General features: G+C 70.2%; 14 protein-coding genes. 2 read left to right on the top strand and 12 right to left on the bottom strand.

Translation table 11 applies throughout. The features are described 5' to 3' along the window. Positions 1 to 514: 514 nt before the first annotated feature. From V1318_RS20925 to arfB, 3 genes are all read right to left on the bottom strand, one after another. Entirely contained in the window at positions 515 to 1,885 is a 1,371-nt protein-coding gene (locus tag V1318_RS20925; RefSeq protein WP_332941703.1) for a glycosyltransferase, read from the bottom strand. A gap of 272 nt (positions 1,886 to 2,157) precedes the next feature. Then, positions 2,158 to 2,766 carry a lysophospholipid acyltransferase family protein gene (locus tag V1318_RS20920; protein WP_332941702.1) on the bottom strand — a complete coding sequence of 203 codons (609 nt, stop codon included), beginning with the start codon at positions 2,764 to 2,766 and terminating at the stop codon, positions 2,158 to 2,160. A gap of 10 nt (positions 2,767 to 2,776) precedes the next feature. Beyond that, positions 2,777 to 3,190, bottom strand: a complete 414-nt coding sequence (gene arfB / locus V1318_RS20915; protein ID WP_332941701.1) for an alternative ribosome rescue aminoacyl-tRNA hydrolase ArfB — start codon at positions 3,188 to 3,190, stop codon at positions 2,777 to 2,779. Between the two features lie 117 nt (positions 3,191 to 3,307). Here arfB and V1318_RS20910 point away from each other — a divergent pair, with 117 nt between their 5' ends. After that, the gene (locus V1318_RS20910; protein ID WP_332941700.1) at positions 3,308 to 3,832 is read left to right on the top strand and encodes a DUF2059 domain-containing protein; all 525 of its coding nucleotides are present in this window, start codon (positions 3,308 to 3,310) and stop codon (positions 3,830 to 3,832) included. 26 nt (positions 3,833 to 3,858) lie between these two features. Here V1318_RS20910 and V1318_RS20905 read toward each other — a convergent pair whose 3' ends face one another. Then, complete coding sequence (locus V1318_RS20905) at positions 3,859 to 4,590, bottom strand: pseudouridine synthase (RefSeq protein WP_332941699.1); 732 nt, start codon at positions 4,588 to 4,590, stop codon at positions 3,859 to 3,861. Between the two features lie 97 nt (positions 4,591 to 4,687). Between V1318_RS20905 and V1318_RS20900 the strand changes: the two genes are divergently transcribed. Beyond that, the gene (locus tag V1318_RS20900; protein ID WP_332941698.1) at positions 4,688 to 7,483 is read left to right on the top strand and encodes a pitrilysin family protein; all 2,796 of its coding nucleotides are present in this window, start codon (positions 4,688 to 4,690) and stop codon (positions 7,481 to 7,483) included. Between the two features lie 177 nt (positions 7,484 to 7,660). Here V1318_RS20900 and ubiB read toward each other — a convergent pair whose 3' ends face one another. From ubiB to V1318_RS20860, 8 genes are all read right to left on the bottom strand, one after another. Next, complete coding sequence (gene ubiB / locus V1318_RS20895; RefSeq protein WP_332941697.1) at positions 7,661 to 9,325, bottom strand: ubiquinone biosynthesis regulatory protein kinase UbiB; 1,665 nt, start codon at positions 9,323 to 9,325, stop codon at positions 7,661 to 7,663. Further along, entirely contained in the window at positions 9,322 to 9,981 is a 660-nt protein-coding gene (locus tag V1318_RS20890) for an SCP2 sterol-binding domain-containing protein (RefSeq protein WP_332941696.1), read from the bottom strand. The genes ubiB and V1318_RS20890 overlap by 4 nt, the downstream gene beginning before the upstream one ends. 113 nt (positions 9,982 to 10,094) lie before the next feature. After that, positions 10,095 to 10,253, bottom strand: a complete 159-nt coding sequence (locus tag V1318_RS20885; RefSeq protein ID WP_332941695.1) for a DUF1328 domain-containing protein — start codon at positions 10,251 to 10,253, stop codon at positions 10,095 to 10,097. Between the two features lie 94 nt (positions 10,254 to 10,347). After that, positions 10,348 to 11,337, bottom strand: a complete 990-nt coding sequence (gene oleD / locus V1318_RS20880; RefSeq protein ID WP_332941694.1) for a 2-alkyl-3-oxoalkanoate reductase — start codon at positions 11,335 to 11,337, stop codon at positions 10,348 to 10,350. Then, entirely contained in the window at positions 11,334 to 13,028 is a 1,695-nt protein-coding gene (gene oleC / locus V1318_RS20875) for an olefin beta-lactone synthetase (protein ID WP_332941693.1), read from the bottom strand. Before oleC ends, oleD begins: the two co-directional genes overlap by 4 nt. A gap of 136 nt (positions 13,029 to 13,164) precedes the next feature. Next, positions 13,165 to 14,058, bottom strand: coding sequence for an alpha/beta fold hydrolase (locus tag V1318_RS20870; RefSeq protein WP_332941705.1), 894 nt, complete (start codon positions 14,056 to 14,058; stop codon positions 13,165 to 13,167). A gap of 230 nt (positions 14,059 to 14,288) precedes the next feature. After that, positions 14,289 to 14,990: a phospholipase D-like domain-containing protein gene (locus V1318_RS20865; protein WP_332941692.1), complete on the bottom strand. Its 702-nt coding sequence runs from the start codon at positions 14,988 to 14,990 to the stop codon at positions 14,289 to 14,291. Beyond that, on the bottom strand, positions 14,990 to 20,305 hold the full coding sequence (locus tag V1318_RS20860) for a DNA repair ATPase (protein WP_332941691.1): 5,316 nt from the start codon (positions 20,303 to 20,305) through the stop codon (positions 14,990 to 14,992). The genes V1318_RS20865 and V1318_RS20860 overlap by 1 nt, the downstream gene beginning before the upstream one ends. Between the last annotated feature and the right edge of the window lie 8 nt (positions 20,306 to 20,313).

Below are 20,313 nucleotides of genomic sequence, written 5' to 3'. Positions count from 1 at the left end.
TTTGGTTACTTTCTCTTGGGCTAGCAAGAGAAAGTGACCCGCACGCGCAGCGGGCGGAAGCCGTTGACCTTCGGGGCGGCCCTGCAGAGCGAGAGCAACAGCAAATTTCCTAGCGCGCCCGGCCAGCGCAGTAGCCGGGGTTCGCGATCGCGGCTCACGCCGCTCCCACAGAAAGCCGAGCCTACTGAAACCAACCCGGTCGAAGTTCCCACAGAAAGCCGTCCCCTTTCGGAACCGGCGACGTGGCTGGAATTCGCGGTCGCGGCTTGCGCCGCTCCTAAGGGCGCTTGGCGAGAGAACGTGGCCCGCACGCGCAGCGGGCGCAAGCCGTTAACCTTCGGGCCGACCATGCAGAGCAAAAGCAACGGCGAATCTCCCGACGCGCCCGGCCAGCGCCGTAGCCGCAGTTCGCGATCGCGGCTCACCCCGCTCCCACAGAAAGCCAGCCCGTTCGAAACCGGCGACCTGGCTGGAATTCGCGATCGCGGCTCACACCGCCCTCATGGAGAGCACGCTATCGCCCGCGCCGCGGCGCCCGGAACCGCTGCGGCAGGAACGCCACCGCCGCGGCCAACTCCACGAACACCATCGCGTAGCGCACCGGCGCCACCAGCAAGGCCTTGCCCAAGGTGGCCGCATGCCCGTCGCGCGCCACCGAGGCCAACACCAGCGCAGTCGCCAGGATCTCCGCCAGCACCACCCCGCCCAGCCATAGCCACAGGCCGCTGAAGGCCAGCCACAGCAACAACAGCGGATAGGCCAAGCGTTCGGCCGCCATCAGGAACAGCGCCCAGCCGATCGGCCGACCGTACTCGTGGGTGAGGCGTTCGCCGAACGGCTGCCGATAGGCCTCGCGCACGCGCCGCTGCTCGATGGCCAGCGGCGGCCGCGGACGCAGCCAGCGCCGCCAGACCTTGAACGGCGTGAGCAGCAAGGCATCGAACTCGCGGCAGCCGCGCAAGAAGGCGCCGGCCTGGCGGAAGCTCTGTCGCGGCAGGCGATCCAGAGGCGCCTGCTCGCTGTGCGCCAGCACCTCGAACAGCTGCACGTTGCGATAGCCCTCCTGGGCCAGGGCCAGGGCGATGAACACGTCCTCGGCGCCGTCGAGCTGGTCGCCGTGGACCGGTTCGTAGCGATCGAACAGGTCCTTGATGTAACGACGGCGGTAGGCGATCGCGTTGCCGCGCGGCATCACCACACCGCCGAACAGGGCCATCTGGCCGCGGTTGATGAAACGCTGCTGCAGCAGGCAACTGATTTCGCGATAGACGTCGCCCAGCCATTGCAGGCAGCGCCGCAGCCAGCCGCGGCGCGCGCGCGGATCGCGATAGACCTCGCCGTGCAGCCAGCGCTGGAACGCGGGCGAGCGCTCCAGCGCGCGCCGGTGTCCGCCGCGCATCGGCTGGATCACGCCGCAGACGCTGGCGATGCCGGCGCCTTCGTAGAGCTCGCGCACGCAGCGCTCGATGTAGTCGGCCGAATGCAGCAGGGTATCGCCGTCGAGCACGAATTCGACGTCGGCGTCGGATTCGCGCGCCTGGCGCTTGATCGTCGGCGCACGCCCGATCGACCACATGCGCTCGATCACGCGCAGGGACAGGCCGTTGGCGGAGGCGAATTCGCGCGCGATCGCGGCGGTGCCGTCGCGCTCGGTGCCGCCGTCGTCGACCAGCACCACGCTGCGCGGCTGCAGGGTCTGGGCCAGCAGGGCGGCCAGGCAATGGGCGATGTCGTGCTGTTGCAGGCGCGCCGGTATGACCACGTCGACCACGGCCAGGCGCCAGTCTTCCAGCGGCGTGGGCACGGTGTCTTCGCCGCCGCGCCACAGCCCGACCGCACTGAGCAGGCCGTTGGGGCTAAGCGCGAACCAGGGCAAGGCGGGCACGGGCGCCCTCCGGCCTGCAGGCGCGCAGTGCGCCCGATATGCGCGCATGCGCGGCGATCGTGGCCTCCGCCACTTCCCCTAACGACATCCTGCCCGACACGACCGACCTCCTGGCCCTGGCCGGGAAACCCGCGTCACCCCCCGCGACGCGTCGACCCCGTAATGAAGCCGTACGCAAAGCGCGGCCCGAAGCGGTCGCCGAATCCGGCCAGGGCGCCGCGGCCGTGCCTTCGCTCAGCCCATCGTCTGCAGATTTGGCACAGCCACTGCGATCAGGGCGTGCCGTGGTGCTTGCCCTGCCAGGGCCGGTACCAGGCCCGGATCCGGGCCAGGTCGGCGTTCATGTCGTCGCCCAGCCAGAACGGCTCGCCGATGCCGATGACTTTGTCGGGGTAGTGGAAATAGGCCGGCAGTACCGGCACGTCGGCGGCCTTGGCGATCTTCCAGAAGCCGGACTTCCAGCGCTCCACCGGCTTGCGCGTGCCCTCCGGCGCCAAGCCGAACCAGAACTGCTCGGCGTTGCGGATCATCGCCGCGGCCTGCTCGACCACGCCGTGCGCGGCGCTGCGGTTGACCGGGATCACGCCCAGGTAGCGCAGCAGGCTGCCCAACACCGGCACCTTGAACAAGGAATCCTTGCCCAGCACCTTGATGTCCAGGCCCAGCGCGGCCTTCGCCGCGAAGCCCCAGACGCCGTCCCAGTTGGACGAATGCGGCGCGCCGATCAGCACCAGTTTGGGTATGTCGGGAAAGGCGCCGACCATGCGCCAACCGCCCAGCCGCAGCACGCTGCGGCCGATCCAGCGGGTCAGGCGGTTGGGCCGCACCCGCGGCGCGTTGGGCGGCAGCGGCAGCACCACGTTGTCGGCGGTCGTCGGCATGCGCTCTCCGTCAGTCCCAATCGCGCGTCGCGCGGCCGCGCTTGACCGTGCTGCGCTCGCGCTTGGCGCCCAGGCGGCGCTCTTTCGAGGCGCGGCTGGGGCGGGTGGCGATGCGCGGCTTGGGCGCGTGCAGGCCGCTTTCGATGAAGGCGGCCAGGCGCGCGCGCGCGTCGTCGCGGTTGCGCTCCTGGGTACGGAAACGCTGCGCGCTGATCACCAGCACGCCGTCGCCGGTCACGCGCCGGTCGCGCTTGGCGAGCAGGCGCTCGCGCACGGGCTCGGGCAGCGACGGCGATTGCGCCACGTCGAAGCGCAGCTCGACCGCGGTCGCGACCTTGTTGACGTTCTGCCCGCCAGGCCCGGTCGAACGCACGAAGCGCTCGACCAGTTCCTGCTCGGGTATGGTGATTTCAGGATCGGCCATTGCATCCCTCCGGCCCCGATTGTAAACGGCCCGATTGTAGTCCGGCCCGGTGTCCTGGCGTTGACGGCGCCGGAGCCGCCGCCGACGATGCGCTACCCATCAAGGAGGATCGACCCCATGAAATCGTATGCCCTCGCCCTGGCGCTGATGCTGGCCTCGCCGCTGGCCGCCCTAGCCGCCCCGCCCAGCGACGCCCAGGTCGCCCGCCTGCTGGAGGTGATGCGCGCGCGCCAGACCGTGGAGACCATGCTGCCGCAGATCGAAGCCTCGCAGCGGCAGATGGTCGACCAGATGATGGCCGGACGCGAGATGGCGCCCGCCGAGCGCCAGCGTTTGGACCAGGTGCTCGGCCGTTCGAGCGCGCAGCTGCGCAAGGCCCTGTCCTGGGAAAAACTCGAGCCGATCTATCTCGACATCTACCGTCAGACCTTCGACGGCCAGGACACCGACGCCCTGATCGCGTTCTACGCCAGCCCCACCGGCCAGCGCCTGCTCGACAAGATGCCGGCGCTGATGCAGAACACCATGACCGCGATGCAGAAGCTGGTGGTGCCGATGATGCAGGAGCTGCAGCAGGACATCGAAGCTCAGGCCCAGGACGACAAGGTCAAGAGCAAGAGCGCCGGCGCCGAAACCAAGTAAGCGCGGCATTCGCGCCGCGCCCGCCCTCACTGGGCCGGCGCGGCCTGCTCGAACAAGGCCAGCGCCTTGGCCAGTTCGCGATCCGGCGGCGCGGTCGCGACGATGCGCTGCCCGCCGACCGGATGCAGGAAAGCCAGGCGCTGCGCGTGCAGCAGCATGCGGTGGATGCCCATCATGCGGAAGGCGCGGTTGTGCCGCCCGTCGCCGTGGCTGGTGTCGCCGATCAGGTGGTGCGAGACGTGCTTGAGGTGGCGCCGGATCTGGCGGAAACGCCCGGTTTCCGGCTGCGCCAGCAACAGCGCGTAACGCGAGGTCTCGAAACCGCCGGAAGCGTGCGCGAGCTCGCAACTGCCCAGGCGCCGGAAGCGCGTGACCGCCGGCTTCTTCAGCGGCTTGCCCGGGCCGCCGTCGAGGGCGTAGTCGATGGTGAACGCGTCCTCGGGCCAGCCGCGGCAGACCGCCAGATAATCCTTCTCGAACTCGCGCGACATCAGCACCTTGCCCAGGGCCGAGGCGACCTCGCGTTCGAACGCCAGCAGCAGGCAGCCGCTGGTGGCGCGGTCCAGGCGATGGACCAGGAACACCGGCCGGCCGAACTGGGCGCGCAGGCGGTCGGCGACGAAGTCGGTCTCGCCGCGCGCCAGCGCGCTGTCGTGCACCATCAGCCCGGCCGGCTTGTCGATGACCGCCAGCCAATCGTCGGCGTACAGCACCGGCAATTCGGCGGGCGCATCCAGGGAACTGAAGGTGTCTGACATGCTCTATGGCACAGGCGGTAGGGAGCGCAGCGGGTATTTTCGTCCATAGCGGCTGCGGCCACACGCCATTTCTCCGATTTCATCCCCAGGACACTCCATGCGATCGTTTCCTCTGCCGTACCGACCGCGGTTCTGCGCCCTGACCCTGGCGCTGACCCTGGCCTTGCCCGCGCAGGCCGCCGAGCCCGCGTTCGCGCCGCCCAAGGGCGTCGCCGCCGGCCCCTGCGTGGAAGGCATCTGCGAATACACCCTGGGCAACGGCCTGCGCGTGCTGCTGTTCCCGGACGCCAGCAAGCCGACGGTGACGGTCAATCTGACCTACCAGGTCGGCTCCATGCACGAGAACTACGGCGAGACCGGCATGGCCCACCTGCTGGAGCACCTGCTGTTCAAGGGCACGCCCAGCCATACCGATATTCCGGCCGAAATGAAGAAGCGCGGCATCGGCTTCAACGGCACCACCTCGGTCGACCGCACCAACTACTACGCCTCGTTCCCGGCCAACGACGACACCCTGCGCTGGCTGCTCGGCCTGGAAGCCGACCGCATGGTCCATTCCAACATCGCCAGGAAGGACCTCGACAGCGAGATGACCGTGGTCCGCAACGAGATGGAGAAGAACGAGAACAGCCCCAACGGCGTGCTCGCGCAACGCGTGCGCTCCACCGCCTATCTCTGGCACAACTACGGAAACAGCACGATCGGCGCGCGCAGCGATGTCGAGGGCGTGCCGATCGAACGCCTGCAGGCCTTCTACAAGAGCTGGTACCGCCCCGACAACGCGACCCTGATCGTCGCCGGCCGCATCGACCCGGCCCAGACCCTGGGCGAGATCGCGCGCGCCTTCGCGCCGGTCGCGCGGCCCAAGCAGGCCTTGCGCGCGTTCTACACCGCCGACCCTGCCCAGGACGGCGAGCGCAGCGTCACCGTGCGCCGCAGCGGCGATATCCAGCTGGTGATGGCGGCCTACCACGTGCCGGCCGAAACCCACCCCGACAGCGCCGCGCTGGGCGTGCTGGCCAACATCCTGGGCCACGTGCCGGGCGGGCGCCTGCACAAGAACCTGGTCGAGACCAAGCTGGCCGCGGGCGCCGGCAGCGGCGCCGACAGCCTGCGCGATCCCGGGCTGATGACGGCGATGATCGGCCTGCCGCGCGACGGCGACGCCGCCAAGGCCGAGGCGGCGTTGCTGAGCCAGATGGAAAACATCGCCGCCACGCCGATCACCCAGGCCGAGCTCGACGCCGCCAAGCAGCGCATCCGCAACGGCTACGAGCTGGGCTACACCAACGTCAACGCGGTCGCGCTGGGCCTGTCGGAAGCGATCGCGGCCGGCGACTGGCGCTTGTACTTCCTGCGCCGCGACGCCCTGGACAAGGTCGGCCTGGACGACGTCAACCGCGTCGCCCGCGACTACCTCAAGCCCAGCAACCGCACCCTCGGCCGCTTCGTGCCCACCGACCAGGCCGACCGCGTGCAGATCGCGGCCGCGCCCACCGCCGCGGCGGTGCTGCAGGGCTACACCGGCAAGGCCGCGGTGGCCGCGGGCGAGCAGTTCGATCCGACGCCGGCCAACATCCAGGCGCGCACCGAAACCTTCACCCTAGGCGACGGCCTGCGCGTCGCCCTGCTGCCGAAGAAGACCCGCGGCGAGACCGTGGTGTTCAGCGCGCGCTTCCGCTTCGGCGACGCGGACTCGATCAAGGGCCGCGTGGCCGCGGGCAACGTCGCCGGCGCGCTGATCATGCGCGGCGCGGCCGGGCTCGACCGCGAACAGATCGATCAGCGCTTCGAGGCCCTGAAGACCGACATCGGCATCGGCGGCGGCCTGCAGAGCGCGAACATCGGCATGACCACGCGCCGCGCCCAGCTCGCCGAGGCGCTGGCGCTAGCGGCCCAGGTGCTGCGCAAGCCCGAGTATCCGCAAAGCGAATTCGAGCAGTTCCGCCTGCAATCCATCACCGGCCTGGAAGCCGCGCGCAAGGAGCCCGGCACCGTCGCCGGCATGGCCATGGCGCAGTACTTCGATCCCTGGCCGCAGGACCATCCGCTGCATTGGCGCGGCATCGACCAGTCGATCGCCGATCTGAAGGCGCTCAAGGTCGAAGACCTGCGCGCCTTCCATCGCGATTTCTACGGCACCGCCGAAGGCGAGATCAGCGTGGTCGGCGATTTCGACCCGGTCGCGCTGAAGGCGCAGCTGCAGGCGCTGTTCACCGATTGGCGCACGCCGCACGCCTTCGCCCCGATCGCGACCCGCTACCACCCCGTCGCCGCGCGCCACGCGCGCTTCGAGACCCCGGACAAGGCCAACGGCGTGCTGCTCGCGCGCAGCAACCTCTCGCTCAACGACCGCGACCCCGACTATCCGGCGCTGATGGTGGCCAACTACATCTTCGGCGGCGGCGGCATCTCGCGCCTGAGCGAGCGCATCCGCCAGAAGGAAGGCCTGAGCTACGGCGTGTCCAGCAGCCTGGAGAGCGACTCCAGCCGGACCGGCCGCGACGACGCCGGCAGCCTGGTGATCCAGGCCATCGCCGCGCCGCAGAACCTGGGCAAGACCGAGGCCGCGATGCGCGAGGAGTACGCGCGCTGGATCCGCGACGGCGTCGGCGCCGAGGAGCTGCGCGATGCGATCGCCGGCCTGCTGACCCAGCGCCAGCAGGGCCGGGAATCCGACGGCGCGATCGCCGGCATCCTGTCGGGCAATCTGTTCCTGGATCGCGACATGAAGTACCAGGCCGACCTGGATGCGCGCCTGAAGGCGCTGACCGCGGACGAGGTCAACGCGGCGATCCGCAAGCACTTCCAGCCCGAAGCGCTGAGCGTGTACGTGGCCGGCGATTTCGAGGCGGCGGCGAAGGCGGCGGCGACGCCGGCGGCCAAGCCTTGACCGGCGTTCGCGGCTGAAAGCAAAGCCCCCCCTAGCCCCCCTTTTTCAAAGGGGGAACCGCAAGAGCCGAAATGCTTCGCTGCTGCCCGCTGGTCTTCCCCCTTGAAAAAGGGGGATCGAGGGGGATTTGCTTCTAGGCCGCGCGTCTCGCTATCGCACCGCAGCCAACCGACCCTCTCAACCGCGGCTACGCGGCCACGCGGCGAGCAAGGCCCACAAGCCGCCGATGCCCGCGATCCACGACGAGGCCGGGATCGACCAGAAACGCGGCCCGCCCGCCTCCAGGCCGTACAGCACCGCCGCCACGATCAACAGGCCGGTGCCCAGGATCGCCGCGACCGTGCGGCGCTGCGCGTCCTTGACGGTGCGCGTGAGTTCGGCCAGGTCCTGCGAACGCATGCGCAGCTCGTGCGCGCCGCTGACCTGCTGGGTCAGCCAGGCGTGCAGCAGGCGCGGCATCTCCGGTGCGTGCGTGACCAGCTCGGGCAGGCGCTTGCGGAATTCCGTGGCCAGGCGCTGCGGGCTGTAACGCTCGACCAGGATGCGTTGCAGCACCGGTCGCGCCACCGCCCAGATGTCCAGCTTGGGATCGAGCAGGCGGCCCACGCCCTCGATGTTCAGCAGGGTCTTCTGCAGCAGGATCAGCTGCGGTTGCAACGTAAGTTCGTAGCGCTGCGCGGTGCGGAACAGCTTGACCAGCACCTCGGCCAGCGAGATCTCGCTCAGCGGGCGGGTGAAATAGGGTTCGCAGACCGCGCGCGTGGCCGCTTCGAGCTCGTCGATGCGGATATGCCCGGGCATCCAGCCGGCCTGCACGTGCAGCTCGGCGATGCGGCGGTAGTCGCGGTTGAAGATCGCCATGAAGTTCTCGGCGAGGTAGTACTGATCCTCGTCGGAGAGCTGGCCCATGATGCCGAAGTCCAGGGCGATGAAGCGCGGGTTGGCCTTGCGCGCCGGATCGCTGTCGACCCAGATGTTGCCGGCGTGGGCGTCGGCGTGGAAGAAGTTGTCGCGGAACACCTGGGTGTAGAACACCCGCACGCCCTTGGCCGCCAGCGCGCTGCGGTCGATGCCGGCCGCGTCGAGCGCGGCGATGTCGTCGGAGGGGATGCCGCGCACGCGTTCCAGGGTCAGCGCGCGTTCGGCGGTGTGCGACCAGATCACCTCGGGCACGTAGAGATCGTCGCTGTCCTTCCAGAACCGGCGCAGCACGCTGGCGTTGGCGCCCTCGCGCTGCAGGTCCAGCTCGGCGGCCAGGGTGCTCTCGATCTCGGCCACGATCTCGCGCGGACGGATCTTGTCGGCGCTGGGATGGGCGCGGTCGACCACGCTGGCGATGGTCTTGAGCAGGGCGATGTCGCCGGCGATCTGTTTTTCGATGTTCGGCCGCAGCACCTTGACCACGACCTCGCGCCCGCCGGGCAGGATCGCCGCGTGCACCTGCGCGATCGAGGCCGAGGCCAGCGGCTCGGTGTCGAAGGCCTCGAAAGCTTCGCCGATGCTGCGCTCCAGCGCGATCTCGACGATCGCGCGCGCGGCCTCGCCGTCGAAGGGCTTGACCCGGTCCTGCAACAGGGCCAGTTCGATCGCCACGTCCGGCGGCACCAGGTCGCGGCGGGTGGACAGGATCTGGCCGAACTTGACGAAGATCGGCCCCAGCTCCTGCAGCACCAGGCGCAGGCGCGCGCCGCGCGGCATCGCCGCGATCTCGGCCGAGGCGCGCGGCACGAACGGGCGCGCGAGCTTGAGCCAACGCTCGACCGGGGTGCCGTCGAGCAGGTCGTCGAGGCGATAGCGCAGCAGGACCCGGCCGATGCGCCAGGCACGCAACGCCGACTTCATGCGCCGCTCCGCGCGCCGATGCGCTCGCGCAGGCGGTTCACGCGCGCGCTCGCGCGCTCGACGCCGTCGCGCAGGGCGTCGACATCGTCGTGGAAGGCATTGAGCTCGTCGCGCGCGACCACGTCGCGCGATTCCTCGGTGACGTACTCGGCCGCGTTCTGGGCGAAGGCGCCGGCCGCGCCGCGCGCGTGGCGCAAGCCGCCGGCGAGCGTGTTGGCGATCTGCACGCCGAGCACGTCGCCGAATATTCCGGCGAACGGCCGCAGCCAGTCCGGATCGAAACGCTCGGCCAGGCGTTGCAGGCGGCGCGCGAGATCGGCATCGCCCTCGATGCGCAGCTTGCCCACCGGCGGCGCATCGTCGTTGCGCAGGAACGGCAGCTGCGACACCAGACCGGCCAGGGTGCTGCGCACCGCCAGATCCGGTTCGACCGCCGCATCGACCGGCCCGACCCGCAGCTGGTCGCCGTCCACGCGCACCTGCAGCGACAGCGGAGGTGCGGCCATGTGCAGGGCCACGCGCCGGCCGTCCAGCGCGCGCAGGCCGTCGCGGGTGTCGGGATCCAGCGCCAGCGCGCGATTGAGCGCGGCTTCGAGCGCGCCCCCGGCCATGGACTTGAGCGAGGACGGGGACAGGAGGTCGGCGGAAGTGGTCATGCCGTCATTGTAGCCCTCCGCCCCGGCGGGCCCGAGACGGCGGCGTTCCGGCCCGCGGGGCCGGAACGAGGGCTGCGCGGATCGGCCGCGACGGCACCGGGCCGATCGAGGCGTCAGACCTTGCGGCCGCGCAGCAGCGAGATGACGGCCAGGATCACGAAGACAACGAACAGGATCCAGGCGATGTTGGTGGCGGCGCCGGCGATGCCGCTGAAGCCCAGTACCGCGGCGACTAGCGCGATGATGAAGAAGATGACGGCATAACGAAGCATCGGAACCTCCAGACGATGGCCCCGCGGCAGGCAGAGGCCGCGGGTTGAGCCGATCCTCCACAGGCGTCGGTCGTCGGGCGGTGACGAGCCGCGTTTACGTGCAGGCGGCCTTCAGGCGGGTGAGGCCTTCGTGAAAACTCACCCGCGGCACATAGCCGAAATCGCGCGTGGCCGGCGCCATGTCGTACCAGTGCGAGGTCGCCAGCTGCTCGGCCAGGAACCGCGTCATCGGCGGCTCGCCCTTCAGCGGCAGCGCATGCCACAGGCCTTCGCAGACCGCGCCGATCGCGTAGGCGGCGCCGAACGGCAGGGTCTTGTCGACCTGCGGCGCGCCGACCGCGGCCAACAGGCCGTTGAGGGTCTCGCGCATGGTCTTGGGCTCGCCGTTGCTGATGAAGTAGGCGCGTCCGGCGCAGGCGGCGCCGGGCGCCAGGTGATCGAAGGCGTCGAAGTGCGCCTGCGCGGCGTTGTCGATGTAGGTGGTGTCGACCTTGTTGTAGCCGTCGCCGACGAAGCGCAGGCGTCCGGCCTTGGCGCGCGCGACCAGGCGCGGCAGCAGCTGGTTGTCGCCCACGCCCCAGATCAGGCGCGGACGCAGGGCCACGGTCGCCAGCTGCGGTGCGTTCGCGGCCAGCACCGCCTTCTCGGCGATGGCCTTGGTGGTCGCGTACGCGGCCTTGAAACCCTCGCCGTAGGGCACGGTATCGGCGGTGCCGCCTTCGACCGGATGGGTGGCGCGGTGGGTGACGCTGGGCGTGGAGGTGTAGACCAGGCGCCCGATCGCATGCGCGCGGCAGGCGGCCAGCACATTGTCGGTGCCGACCACGTTGGCCTGGTGGTAGCTGTCGTAACTGCCCCAGGCGCCGGCCTTGGCGGCGTTGTGGAATACCGCCTCGCAGCCGCGCGCGGCCGCGATCACGGCCTCGCGATCGGCCAGATCGCCCTGGACCTGGGCCACGCCCAGCGCGTCCAGGGCCGGATACAGACCGCGGTTGTAGCTCACGACCTCGAAGCCGCGTTCGACCAGGCCGCGGCACAGGGCCTGGCCGAGGAAACCGCCGCCGCCTGTGACCAGTACCTTCATCTCCACGCTCCCTGTTTGGCGGCCCAGATCGCGAGCTTCTCGCGGCCGATCTTGGCGTTATGGCGGATATCGACCGGAAAACGCGGATGGCGCAGGAAATCGCCTATGCCCGCGGTGTGCGCGTGCGCCGCGCCGATCGCCCGCAACGCGCGCTCGATCGCGGGCCAGTCGCGCGCGTGCACGCCTTCGGCCAGCTCCACGCACAGCACCGGTCGCTGCGCACCCGCCGCGCCGACCCCGACCAGGGCGGTGCGCCGCACCTGCGGATGGGCGTTGAACACCGGCTCCACCTGCTCGGTGTAGAGCGGGCCCTGCGCGGTTTCGACGCGTTGGGTCTTGCGGCCGCAGAACCACAGGCGGCCCTCGGCGTCGAAATAGCCCAGGTCGCCCATGCGGTGGACCACGCGTTCGCCGCCGCCGGCCAGGGGCTCGCGGATCTTGGCGCTGCGGGTCGCGGCTTCGCGATTGAAATAGCTGTCGGTGGCGGTCGGCCCGGCGACGGTGATCTCGCCGACTTCGCCGGCCGCCAGCGCGCGCACGTCCGACCACTGCGCGATCGGCGCATCGTCGATGGCGATGATGCGGATCTCGTTGGGCGGCACCGCGCGGCCGACGCAGGTACCCGCGCCGGCCTCGGTGGCCGCGCGCGTGGACTGCAGTTCGCGGCCTTCGATCACCGCCACCGGCAGGCATTCGGTGGCGCCGTAGGGCGTCCAGAACTGGGCGTCGTCGGGCAGCAGCGCGCGCAGCGCCGCGACCGTGTCCGGCGGCACCGGCGCGCCGGCCGAGGTCACCCGCTTGAGGCCGTTGAGCTTGGCGCCGTGCTTGGCCAGCACCGCCATCAGCGCGGGCGAGCCGAACAACTGGTCGACGCCGAAGCGCGCGATCACGTCGTGCAGCTTGTTCGGATCGGCCTGGGCCGGTCGGGTCGGGTCCATGTCCGGGACGACCGAGCTCAGACCCAGGGCCGGATCGAACAGGGCGAACGGCGGGAAGGTCGGCATATCGACGCCGCCGGGCACGATGCCGAAGGCGCTGCCCATCATCTCGATCTGGGCGACGAAATGACGGTGCCGGTAGACCACGCCCTTGGGCACGCCGGTGGAGCCGCTGGTGAACACGATCGCGGCGACTTCGTCGGGGCGGGTGTCGGCGAGTTGGCAGCCGGCGCCGCTGCCGGCGCGCTCGACCTCGGCCAGGGTCGCATCGGCGAGCCAGGCGCGGGCGCCGGTGCTGATGCGGATGCGCGCCGATTTCGCCCAACCCAGCACGACCCGCGCGATATGCGCCAACGGGATGCCGATGAAGGCCTCCGGCTGCGCGTCGTCCAGGCACTGGCGCAGCGCGCGCTTGTCGATGCCCGGATCGACCAGCACCGGCACCGCGCCGGCCTTGAACAGGGCGAACATCAGCAGGAAGAACTCCGGCGACGGCCGCACCATCACCACGGTGCGGGTGCCGCGCACGATGCCGCGCTTGGCCAGTCCGGCCGCGATGGCATCGCTGCGCGAGTCCAGCTCGGCGTAGGTCAGGACCTGGTCGTAGCGCGCCAGGCCGTCGGCGCCGCGCGTGCCGGGGCAGCGCATCGCCACCTGCTCGGGCACCTCGGCGGCGCGCCCCGGCAGGGAAGCGGCGATGTTGCAGGGCGTGCTGGGCGCGCGCTCCGGCGCGCCAGGGGATTCGTTGCTCATGCGCCGATTGTAGAGGGTCCGGGCGATTTGGAGTCCGCACGCCGCCGCCACTGTGGGAGCGAGGTCCGTCGCGATGCCTCAACCGCGGTCGGATCGCGGCTTGCGCCGCTCCCAAAGGCGGCGCACGCCATCCCTCTCAGGCCATCGGATGACCGTCGAGGAAGGCGCGGATCTGCGGCACCAGCACCGCGGCCTTGTCTTCGAGCACGTAGTGGCCGGCGTCCTCGAAGGCCTGTACCTGCGCCTGCGGCAGCGCGTCGGTGAAACCCTTGAGGAAATGGTGGTCGAACACGAAGTCGCGCAGGCCCCAACCGATGAAGGCCGGCCGATCGGCGTACTCGGGCAGCTTGCGGCCCATGGCCTGGACCAGCGGCCAGGCCGCGTCGCCCTCGCCCAGCGGGATGTCCTGGACGAAGCGCGAGGTGGCGATGCGGTTGGCCCAGGAGTCGTAGGGCGCCAAATAGGCGCGGCGCACCGCGCGCGGCATCGGCGTGACCACGCCGACGCGGGCCGCGCTGCCGGCGAAGGCGTTGAAGCCGCGGATCAGTCCGGTGCCGATCGCCGAATCGCGGCCCAGGCGCAGGCGCTTGGGCAACGGCTTGGCCGCCGGCAGCGGGAAGGCGCCGGTGTTGGTGATCACCAGGCGCTTGATCTGGTCGGAATGCTTCAGGCCCCAGCCGAAACCGATGCCGCCGCCCCAGTCGTGCACGGCCAGGGTGATCGGGCCGTCGATGCGCAGGTACTGCAGCAGGCGTTCGACGTCGTCGATGCGCGACTGCAGGGTGTAGGCGTAGCGCTCGTCGCGTGGCTTGTCGGACAGGCCCATGCCGACGTGGTCGGGAACGATGCAGCGGTAACGGTCGCGCAGGCCCAGCACCAGCTTGCGCCAGTAGTAGCTCCACGAGGGATTGCCGTGCAGCATCACCACCACCTCGCCGTCCTTCGGCCCTTGGTCGAGGTAGCTCATCGCGATGCCCGGACGGACTTCGAAGCGCTGCGGCTGGAACGGGTAGTCGGGGAGATCGCGGATCGACGTCATCGGTGGCTCGTGCGGCGCCCGCGCAAGAGCGCGGGCCGGGCGGACAGGGGCGCCATTATCGGTCGCATTGCGGCGGCGCGGGGGATTTCGGGGCGGAAAGAACCCGATTCGCCGTGCTCAGGGGTAGGAGCGGCGTAAGCCGCGACCGCCCTACCGGCGCCGGGCCAGGCCAGGCCGCGGCTTACACCGCCCCTGCCCCAAAGCGATGCTCGACGGCCGGCTCAGTAAGCCGCCGCGAACTTGGCCCACAGGGTCTCGAAGCGGCCGGCGAAGCTGCGCGCGAGCGCGGGGTCGTCGGTCACCACCAGATTCTCCTCGTTGCCGGTGCTGGCGCTGCGGGTCCAGTTGAAGCTGCCGTTGGCGAGCGTGCGGCCGTCGAACAGGGCGAACTTGTGGTGCATGTGGAAGGGGCCGGCGTCGATGCGCACGTCCACCCCCTGCCCGCGCAGGCGGGCGATGTCGCTGCCGTCGTCGTAGCGCTTGTCGTTGTCGGTCAGCAGGCGCACCGCCACCCCGCGCTTGTGGCAGTCCAGGATCGCCTCGGTGATGCGGTCGTCGGAGATCGTGTAGACGCAGATGTCCAGGCTGCGGCGCGCGCCCATGCACAGCGCGCGCAGCTTGCGCAGGCAGTCGTCGCCGGGGGTGAAATGGGCGCTGGAGTCGATGCTGGACGCGGCGCCGACCACGTCCAGGGTCTTGACCACTTGTTCCAGCCAGCGCAGCGCGTCCAGGGCCTCGGCCGGGCGCTCGGCGATCAGCTCGCGGGCCATGTCGAAGGCGCGGTTGCGCAGGTAGCGCACGCGTTCGGGGTCCAGGCGCGAGCCCAGCTCGCGCAGTTCGAACTTCTCCTGGTTGTCGAGGCGGCGGTCGGCGGCGCTCTCGCGCAGCGCGCGATCCAGCTCGGTGTAATCGACCCCGGCCATCAGCGCGGCGTGCGTTCGTTGAGGCGGTCGGCGAAGTCGGCCAGCGCGCGCTGCAGCTGCAACTGCTGCTCGGTCGCGTGCTGGACGTGGGCGGTGGCGACCGCACCGCGCTCGCCCATGTGCTGGATCGCCTCGACCAGACGCGCCTGCCATTGCGCCTGTTGTTCGGCGCCGTCGCCGAGGCGGCCGATCAGCGGCCCCAGCGCGGCCTCGAGCGCGGCGCGCAGACCGTCCAGCAGCACTTGCGGATCGGCTTCGGCGGCCGGCGCCGCGGCCGGCGGACGGTTCGCGGCGCGCTCCAACAAGGCCACGATCTGCGGCCACGGCGCTTCCACCGGCTCGGGCCCGGGCGCTTGCGGCGCGGGCGCCGGCGCGTCCAGCGCGCGCACGCCCTCGACCAGGTCGGCCAACTGCGCGACCACGCGCCCGCCGACGTCGCTGTCGGACGCGCCCATGGCCTTGTTGCGCAGGAAGTCGCGCTTGATCTGCGCCCAGCGTTCGGCCTGCGCCGCGTCCAGGGTGCCGCACAGCTCGCCCAGCTTGAGCAGGTTCTCCTCGGCGCCGGCGGTCAGCAGCTGCGCCTCGCCCAGGTAGTGGTCGGCGATCAACTGCTGCAGCTCGGCCTGGTTCATCACCGGCGAGATCTTCTCGGCGAGCTTGTTCATGTTGCGGTAGCTGCCCTGCAGCTTGAACGGCGGCTCGACGCGATACTGCGCGGCCTGGGCGGCGCTGGCGATGTACTGCTGGTTGACCCGATAGACCACGTCGCGCACCTGCATCAGGCGTTCCAGGGTGGCGACGATCTCGTTGATCTCGGCGCCGCCGTAGGCATGGCTGAGTTCGTTGGCCGAGAACGCGCGCCCGGCGGCCTTGTCGACGAAGCGGTACAGGTCGGCCAGCTCGCGCGTGGCCAGCGGCGCCAGCACCGGGTTCGAGGTCAGGCTGTTTTCGAGGTAGCTGAGCTTGAACGCGTCCTCCATGCCGCCGAGCACGTCGCCGAGGTTGTAGATGTCGGCGCGGTTGGCCAGCATGTCCGGAATCTTGAACACCTCGCCGGACTCGGTGTATGGGTTGCCGGCCATGACCACGCAGAACTTCTTGCCGCGCAGGTCGTAGGTGCGGATGCGCCCCTTCCACACGCCCTCGATGCGGCGCGTACCGTCGCACAACGAGATGAACTTCTGCAGGAACTCGGGATGGGTGTGCTGGATGTCGTCGACGTACAGCATCACGTTGTTGCCCATCTCCAGGGCCAGATTGAGCTTCTCCAGCTCCTGGCGCGAGGTCGCGTCCGGCGCGCGCGCCGGGTCCAGCGAACGCACCTCGTGGCCCAGCGCGGGGCCGTTGATCTTCATGAAGATCAGACCCAGGCGGTGCGCCACGTACTCCATCAACGTGGTTTTGCCGTAGCCGGGCGGCGAGATCATCATCAGCAGGCCCATCAGGTCGCTGCGCTTGCCTTCGCCGACCGTGCCCATCTGCTTGGCCAGGTTGTCGCCGATCACCGCCAGGTAGACGTCGTTGATGAGCTTGTTGCGCACGAACGAGCTCAGCGGACGCGGCTTGAACTCGGACAGGCGCAGCGCCTCGCGCTCGCGCGCGACGGTTTCCTGGCGCAGGGCCTGGTAGCGGCGCACGCCCGGCAGGAAGCGCTCGCGGTGCGCGCGCAGGCGGGCATGGAAATCGTCCACGCCCAGCTCCATGCGCTGCGCGGTGATGCGCGGATGTTCGCCCAGCAGGCCTTCGACCGGCGCACGCAGCTCGACCTCGCCGACCCGGCGCGGCACGCGTTCGTCCAGCAACAGCAGGGCCACCGCTTCGCGCGCGTATCCGGCCAGGGCCGCGTGCGCCGGCTCGCGGCATAGCGCGTCCAGCCAGTTCGCGGCCAGCGACCAGCGCGCCGGCAGGCGCTCGCCGAGGCGGCGCTGGGTCTGCACGAAGCCGTCCCACATGCGCGCGGCGGTCAGGCGCTCCTGCAGGGTCTTGAGCAGGGCCTGGGCGTATTTGCTGAAAGCGAACTGGACATGCTCGGCCGATAGCTCGGCGACCAGATAGTCGGCCGCGTGCGCGCACAGGGCCGGGTCCAGATCCAGCGGCTGCGCCTGCAGGAAAGCGCGCATCGCCGCCTCGACTTCGGCGCGCAACGCCAGCAGGCCGGCATCGCTGGCGAACAGGCGCTGGATGTCGCGCGCGCTGCGCGCGCGCTCGGGCCACTGCGCGGCCTCTTCGCCGGCCATGGCCTGGGACCAGAATACGCTGGCGAACGCGCGCGCGTCGGCGCTGTAGGCCAGGGTGCCGGCGCTGTCGGCCAGCGGGATCAGGGCCTGCAGGATCAGAGCCGCGTCGTGATCGTGGATGCCCTTCTCGTAACCCTCGCGATAACGCGGCGCGGCGAAGTCGCGCACGCTGCGCGCCAGGGTTTCCGGCTGCGCCAGCTGCTGGCGCAGCGCGTCCAGGCTCAAGCCTTCGCGGTTGGCCGCAGCGGCTTCCAGCACCAAGCCGGCCAGATATTCGGCGCGGTACAGCGTGGGCGATTCGGAATCCAGCGCGACCTGCCAGTACTCGCGCAAGGCGTCGAAGGCCTCGTCGCGCAGCGGTTCCAGGAAATCGGTGCCGGTCAGGTGCAGGGCCAGGCCGTCCTCGCGCGGCAGCAGGGTCAGGTCCAGTTCCTGGGTGTTGACGCTGAAGCGGTGGCGCGGCCCCAGCTTGATGACCTCGCCGCCGGCCTCGAACAGCTCGCTGCGGTCGCGCAGCGCGCGCACCGCCTGATCGCGCGCGCCCTTCAGGCGGGCCTCGACGTCGTCGGCCTTGACGTTGTCCTTGAGCGTACGCAGGCGCCCGGCCAGTTCGCGCAATTTGAGGATCAGCGGGTCGCCGGCGAAGAAGGCGTTGAGCTCGTCCGCGTTCTCGAAACGCGCGGTGCGCCGGCCGAGCCCGTCGAGGATGCGCGCGGCCGCGTCCAGCACCGACTGCGCCTTGCGCTGACGTTCGTCCAGCAGGGCCTGCTTGTGGGTCTCGAAGGTCTCGAGCAGTTCTTCGCGTTTGCTGAGGATGTCGTTGAGGAAGTTCTCGTGCTCGCCGAACTGGCTCTCCAGTTCCTCCAGCTGCACCATCAGGCGCGAGAGCTGCTCGTCGCAGCGCTCCGGATCGCGCGCCAGCGCCAATGCGCTTGCCACGCCCTGGCCGAACAGGGTGAACTGGGCGCCGAACTGGGCCACGGTCTCGGCCGAGCCCAGGCCCTTGCGGCGCAGATCGGCGCGCGCCTTGGCCTGGTTGAGGCGCGAGTAGATGCCGGAGATCGCCTCGACGATGCGGGTGCGCTGGGTCGCGTCGTCCACGCGCAGGGTCGCCATCAGCTGCGACAGCATGTCCAGATCGCCGGACATGGCCTGCATCTGCTTCAGCGGCTCGTCCAATTGGGCCACGCTGACGGCCTGCTGGGCCTGCGCGTCCAGCGCCTGCAGGCGCTCGGCGTAGGGCTGCAGGGCCTTGTCGCCGGACAGGAAGGCGCCGGTGGCCGCGGCGATACGCTCCTGCGCGGCCAGCAGCTGCGTTTCCATCGCGTCGATCGCGGCGACGTCGATGTAGCGGTAGTCGCGGATGGTCAGCAGGTGGCCGCGCTGCGCGGCGATGCCGTTGAGCGCGTCGACGTGTTGCTGCACGGTGTCCCAGGCGTCGGGCAGCAGCGAGTCCAGCAGCGCCTTCTGGCGGCTCTGGCCCTCGCGCATCGCGCGCTCGGACTGGCTGCGGATGCCCTCGACCTTTTCGTACTCGTCGATCACCGATTCGCTGGTGGCGGCGATCTCGCGCAGCACCGAGGCGGCGTCGCCGCCCTTGGGATCGCCCAGCCAATGGTGGATGTCGAACAGGCGGTGGGTGGCCACGCTGAGCTGGGTGTAGCGCTGCACCGAGACTTCGGTGGCGTCGATCTCGCGGCACAGGCTGAGCAGGTCGGAGATGCCGCGCACCAGTTCGGCATTGCCGATCCGGCCCATGAAGCTGTTGCCCGCGGGTTGGCGCGCGGCGTGCTCGTCGCTGGAGAACGGGGTCTGCCAGACCTGCATCGGATGGACGCGGGTGGGCTCCTCGCTCTCGGCGGTGAACACCACCATGCGCCCGTCTTCGTAGCGCGCATGGCCGTGCGCGTACACCGGCGTCTGCAGGCGGCGCTCGATCATGTTGTAGGTGAACAGCGCCGAGCGGCCCGACTGCGGCTCATAGAAGACGTACAGCACGTCCTCGCCGTTGGGCGACCGGATCGCGCGCTGGAAGCGCATGCCGTCCATGGCCGAGTCGAAGTTCTTGTACTCGCCGTTCTGCAGGTAGTAGCCGCCCGGGAACACGATGCCGTGGTCTTCGGGCAGCTGCACGCAGGCCAGGCCGATCGCGTCGATGCGCTGGACCTTGCGGGTCAAGGTGTTGAACACCAGGTGCCGCCACTGCTCCTCGCGATAGGGCAGCACGCGCAGCAGGATCAGACTGCCGACGCGCGCGAACTCGACCTGCGCATCGTCCAGCGACTGGGTGCGGTCGGCGACCGGCTCGCGGTAGATGCCCAGGCCGTCCTGGGTGTTGTTCTCGATCTTGACGGTGAGGTCGCCGCCGACGGTTTCGACGAACACGCTGTCGAGGATGTTCAGGTGCGGGTGGCGGCCCTCGACCGCCATCTCGCGGGTGGCGCGGGTCCACTCGAAATCGAACGGCGCCGGCAGCGCGATGTCGCGCTCGCCGCGGTTGTCGATGTAGCGGACCTGGCCGTCGGCCTCGATCGACCAGCGGAACACGCGCACGTCGTCCAGGCGCTCGCCGATCTGGAACGCGGCCAGCAGCTTGCCGTCGTGCGCGGCCAGCTGCAGCAGGCGGGTGTTCTTGTAATAGGCGTAGAGCTCGCGGAAATCCTGCGGGAAGCTGCCGGCGGCCAGGAAGCTGCCGGCCGGGTCCACCGCCTCGACGTCGTAGCCCTCGGCGGTCTCGACCAGCCGGTGCAGCGAGAACACGTCCTCGATGCGGGTTTCTTTCTTCAGCCCGATGAAGACGTTGTAGCCGAACAGCAGGCAGTCGCCGACCTGGACGATATCGCGCGCGACGCAGTTGTTCTCGGTGCGGATGCGCAGCCGCCCGATCACGTCCATGCGGCTGCTGCCGAACTCGCTCAGGCGCTGGGCGTTGAGCGCGTCGGCGATGCCGCGCAGGCGCGCGCCCTGTTCGCCCAGGCGCTTGCGCAGCACCTCGTAGGCGCCGCCCTGGGCGACGGCCTGGTCGAGTATGGCTTCGGCGGCCGTTGCGTCCGGCGCCTGCGGCTTGGTTTCCGACATCTTCGCTT

The sequence above is a fragment of the Lysobacter sp. CCNWLW3 genome, assembly GCF_036697405.1.
Taxonomy (GTDB): Bacteria; Pseudomonadota; Gammaproteobacteria; order Xanthomonadales; family Xanthomonadaceae; genus Lysobacter.
The sequence above is the reverse complement of the archived record's forward strand: the minus strand, read 5'-3'. Positions and strand labels throughout refer to the sequence as shown.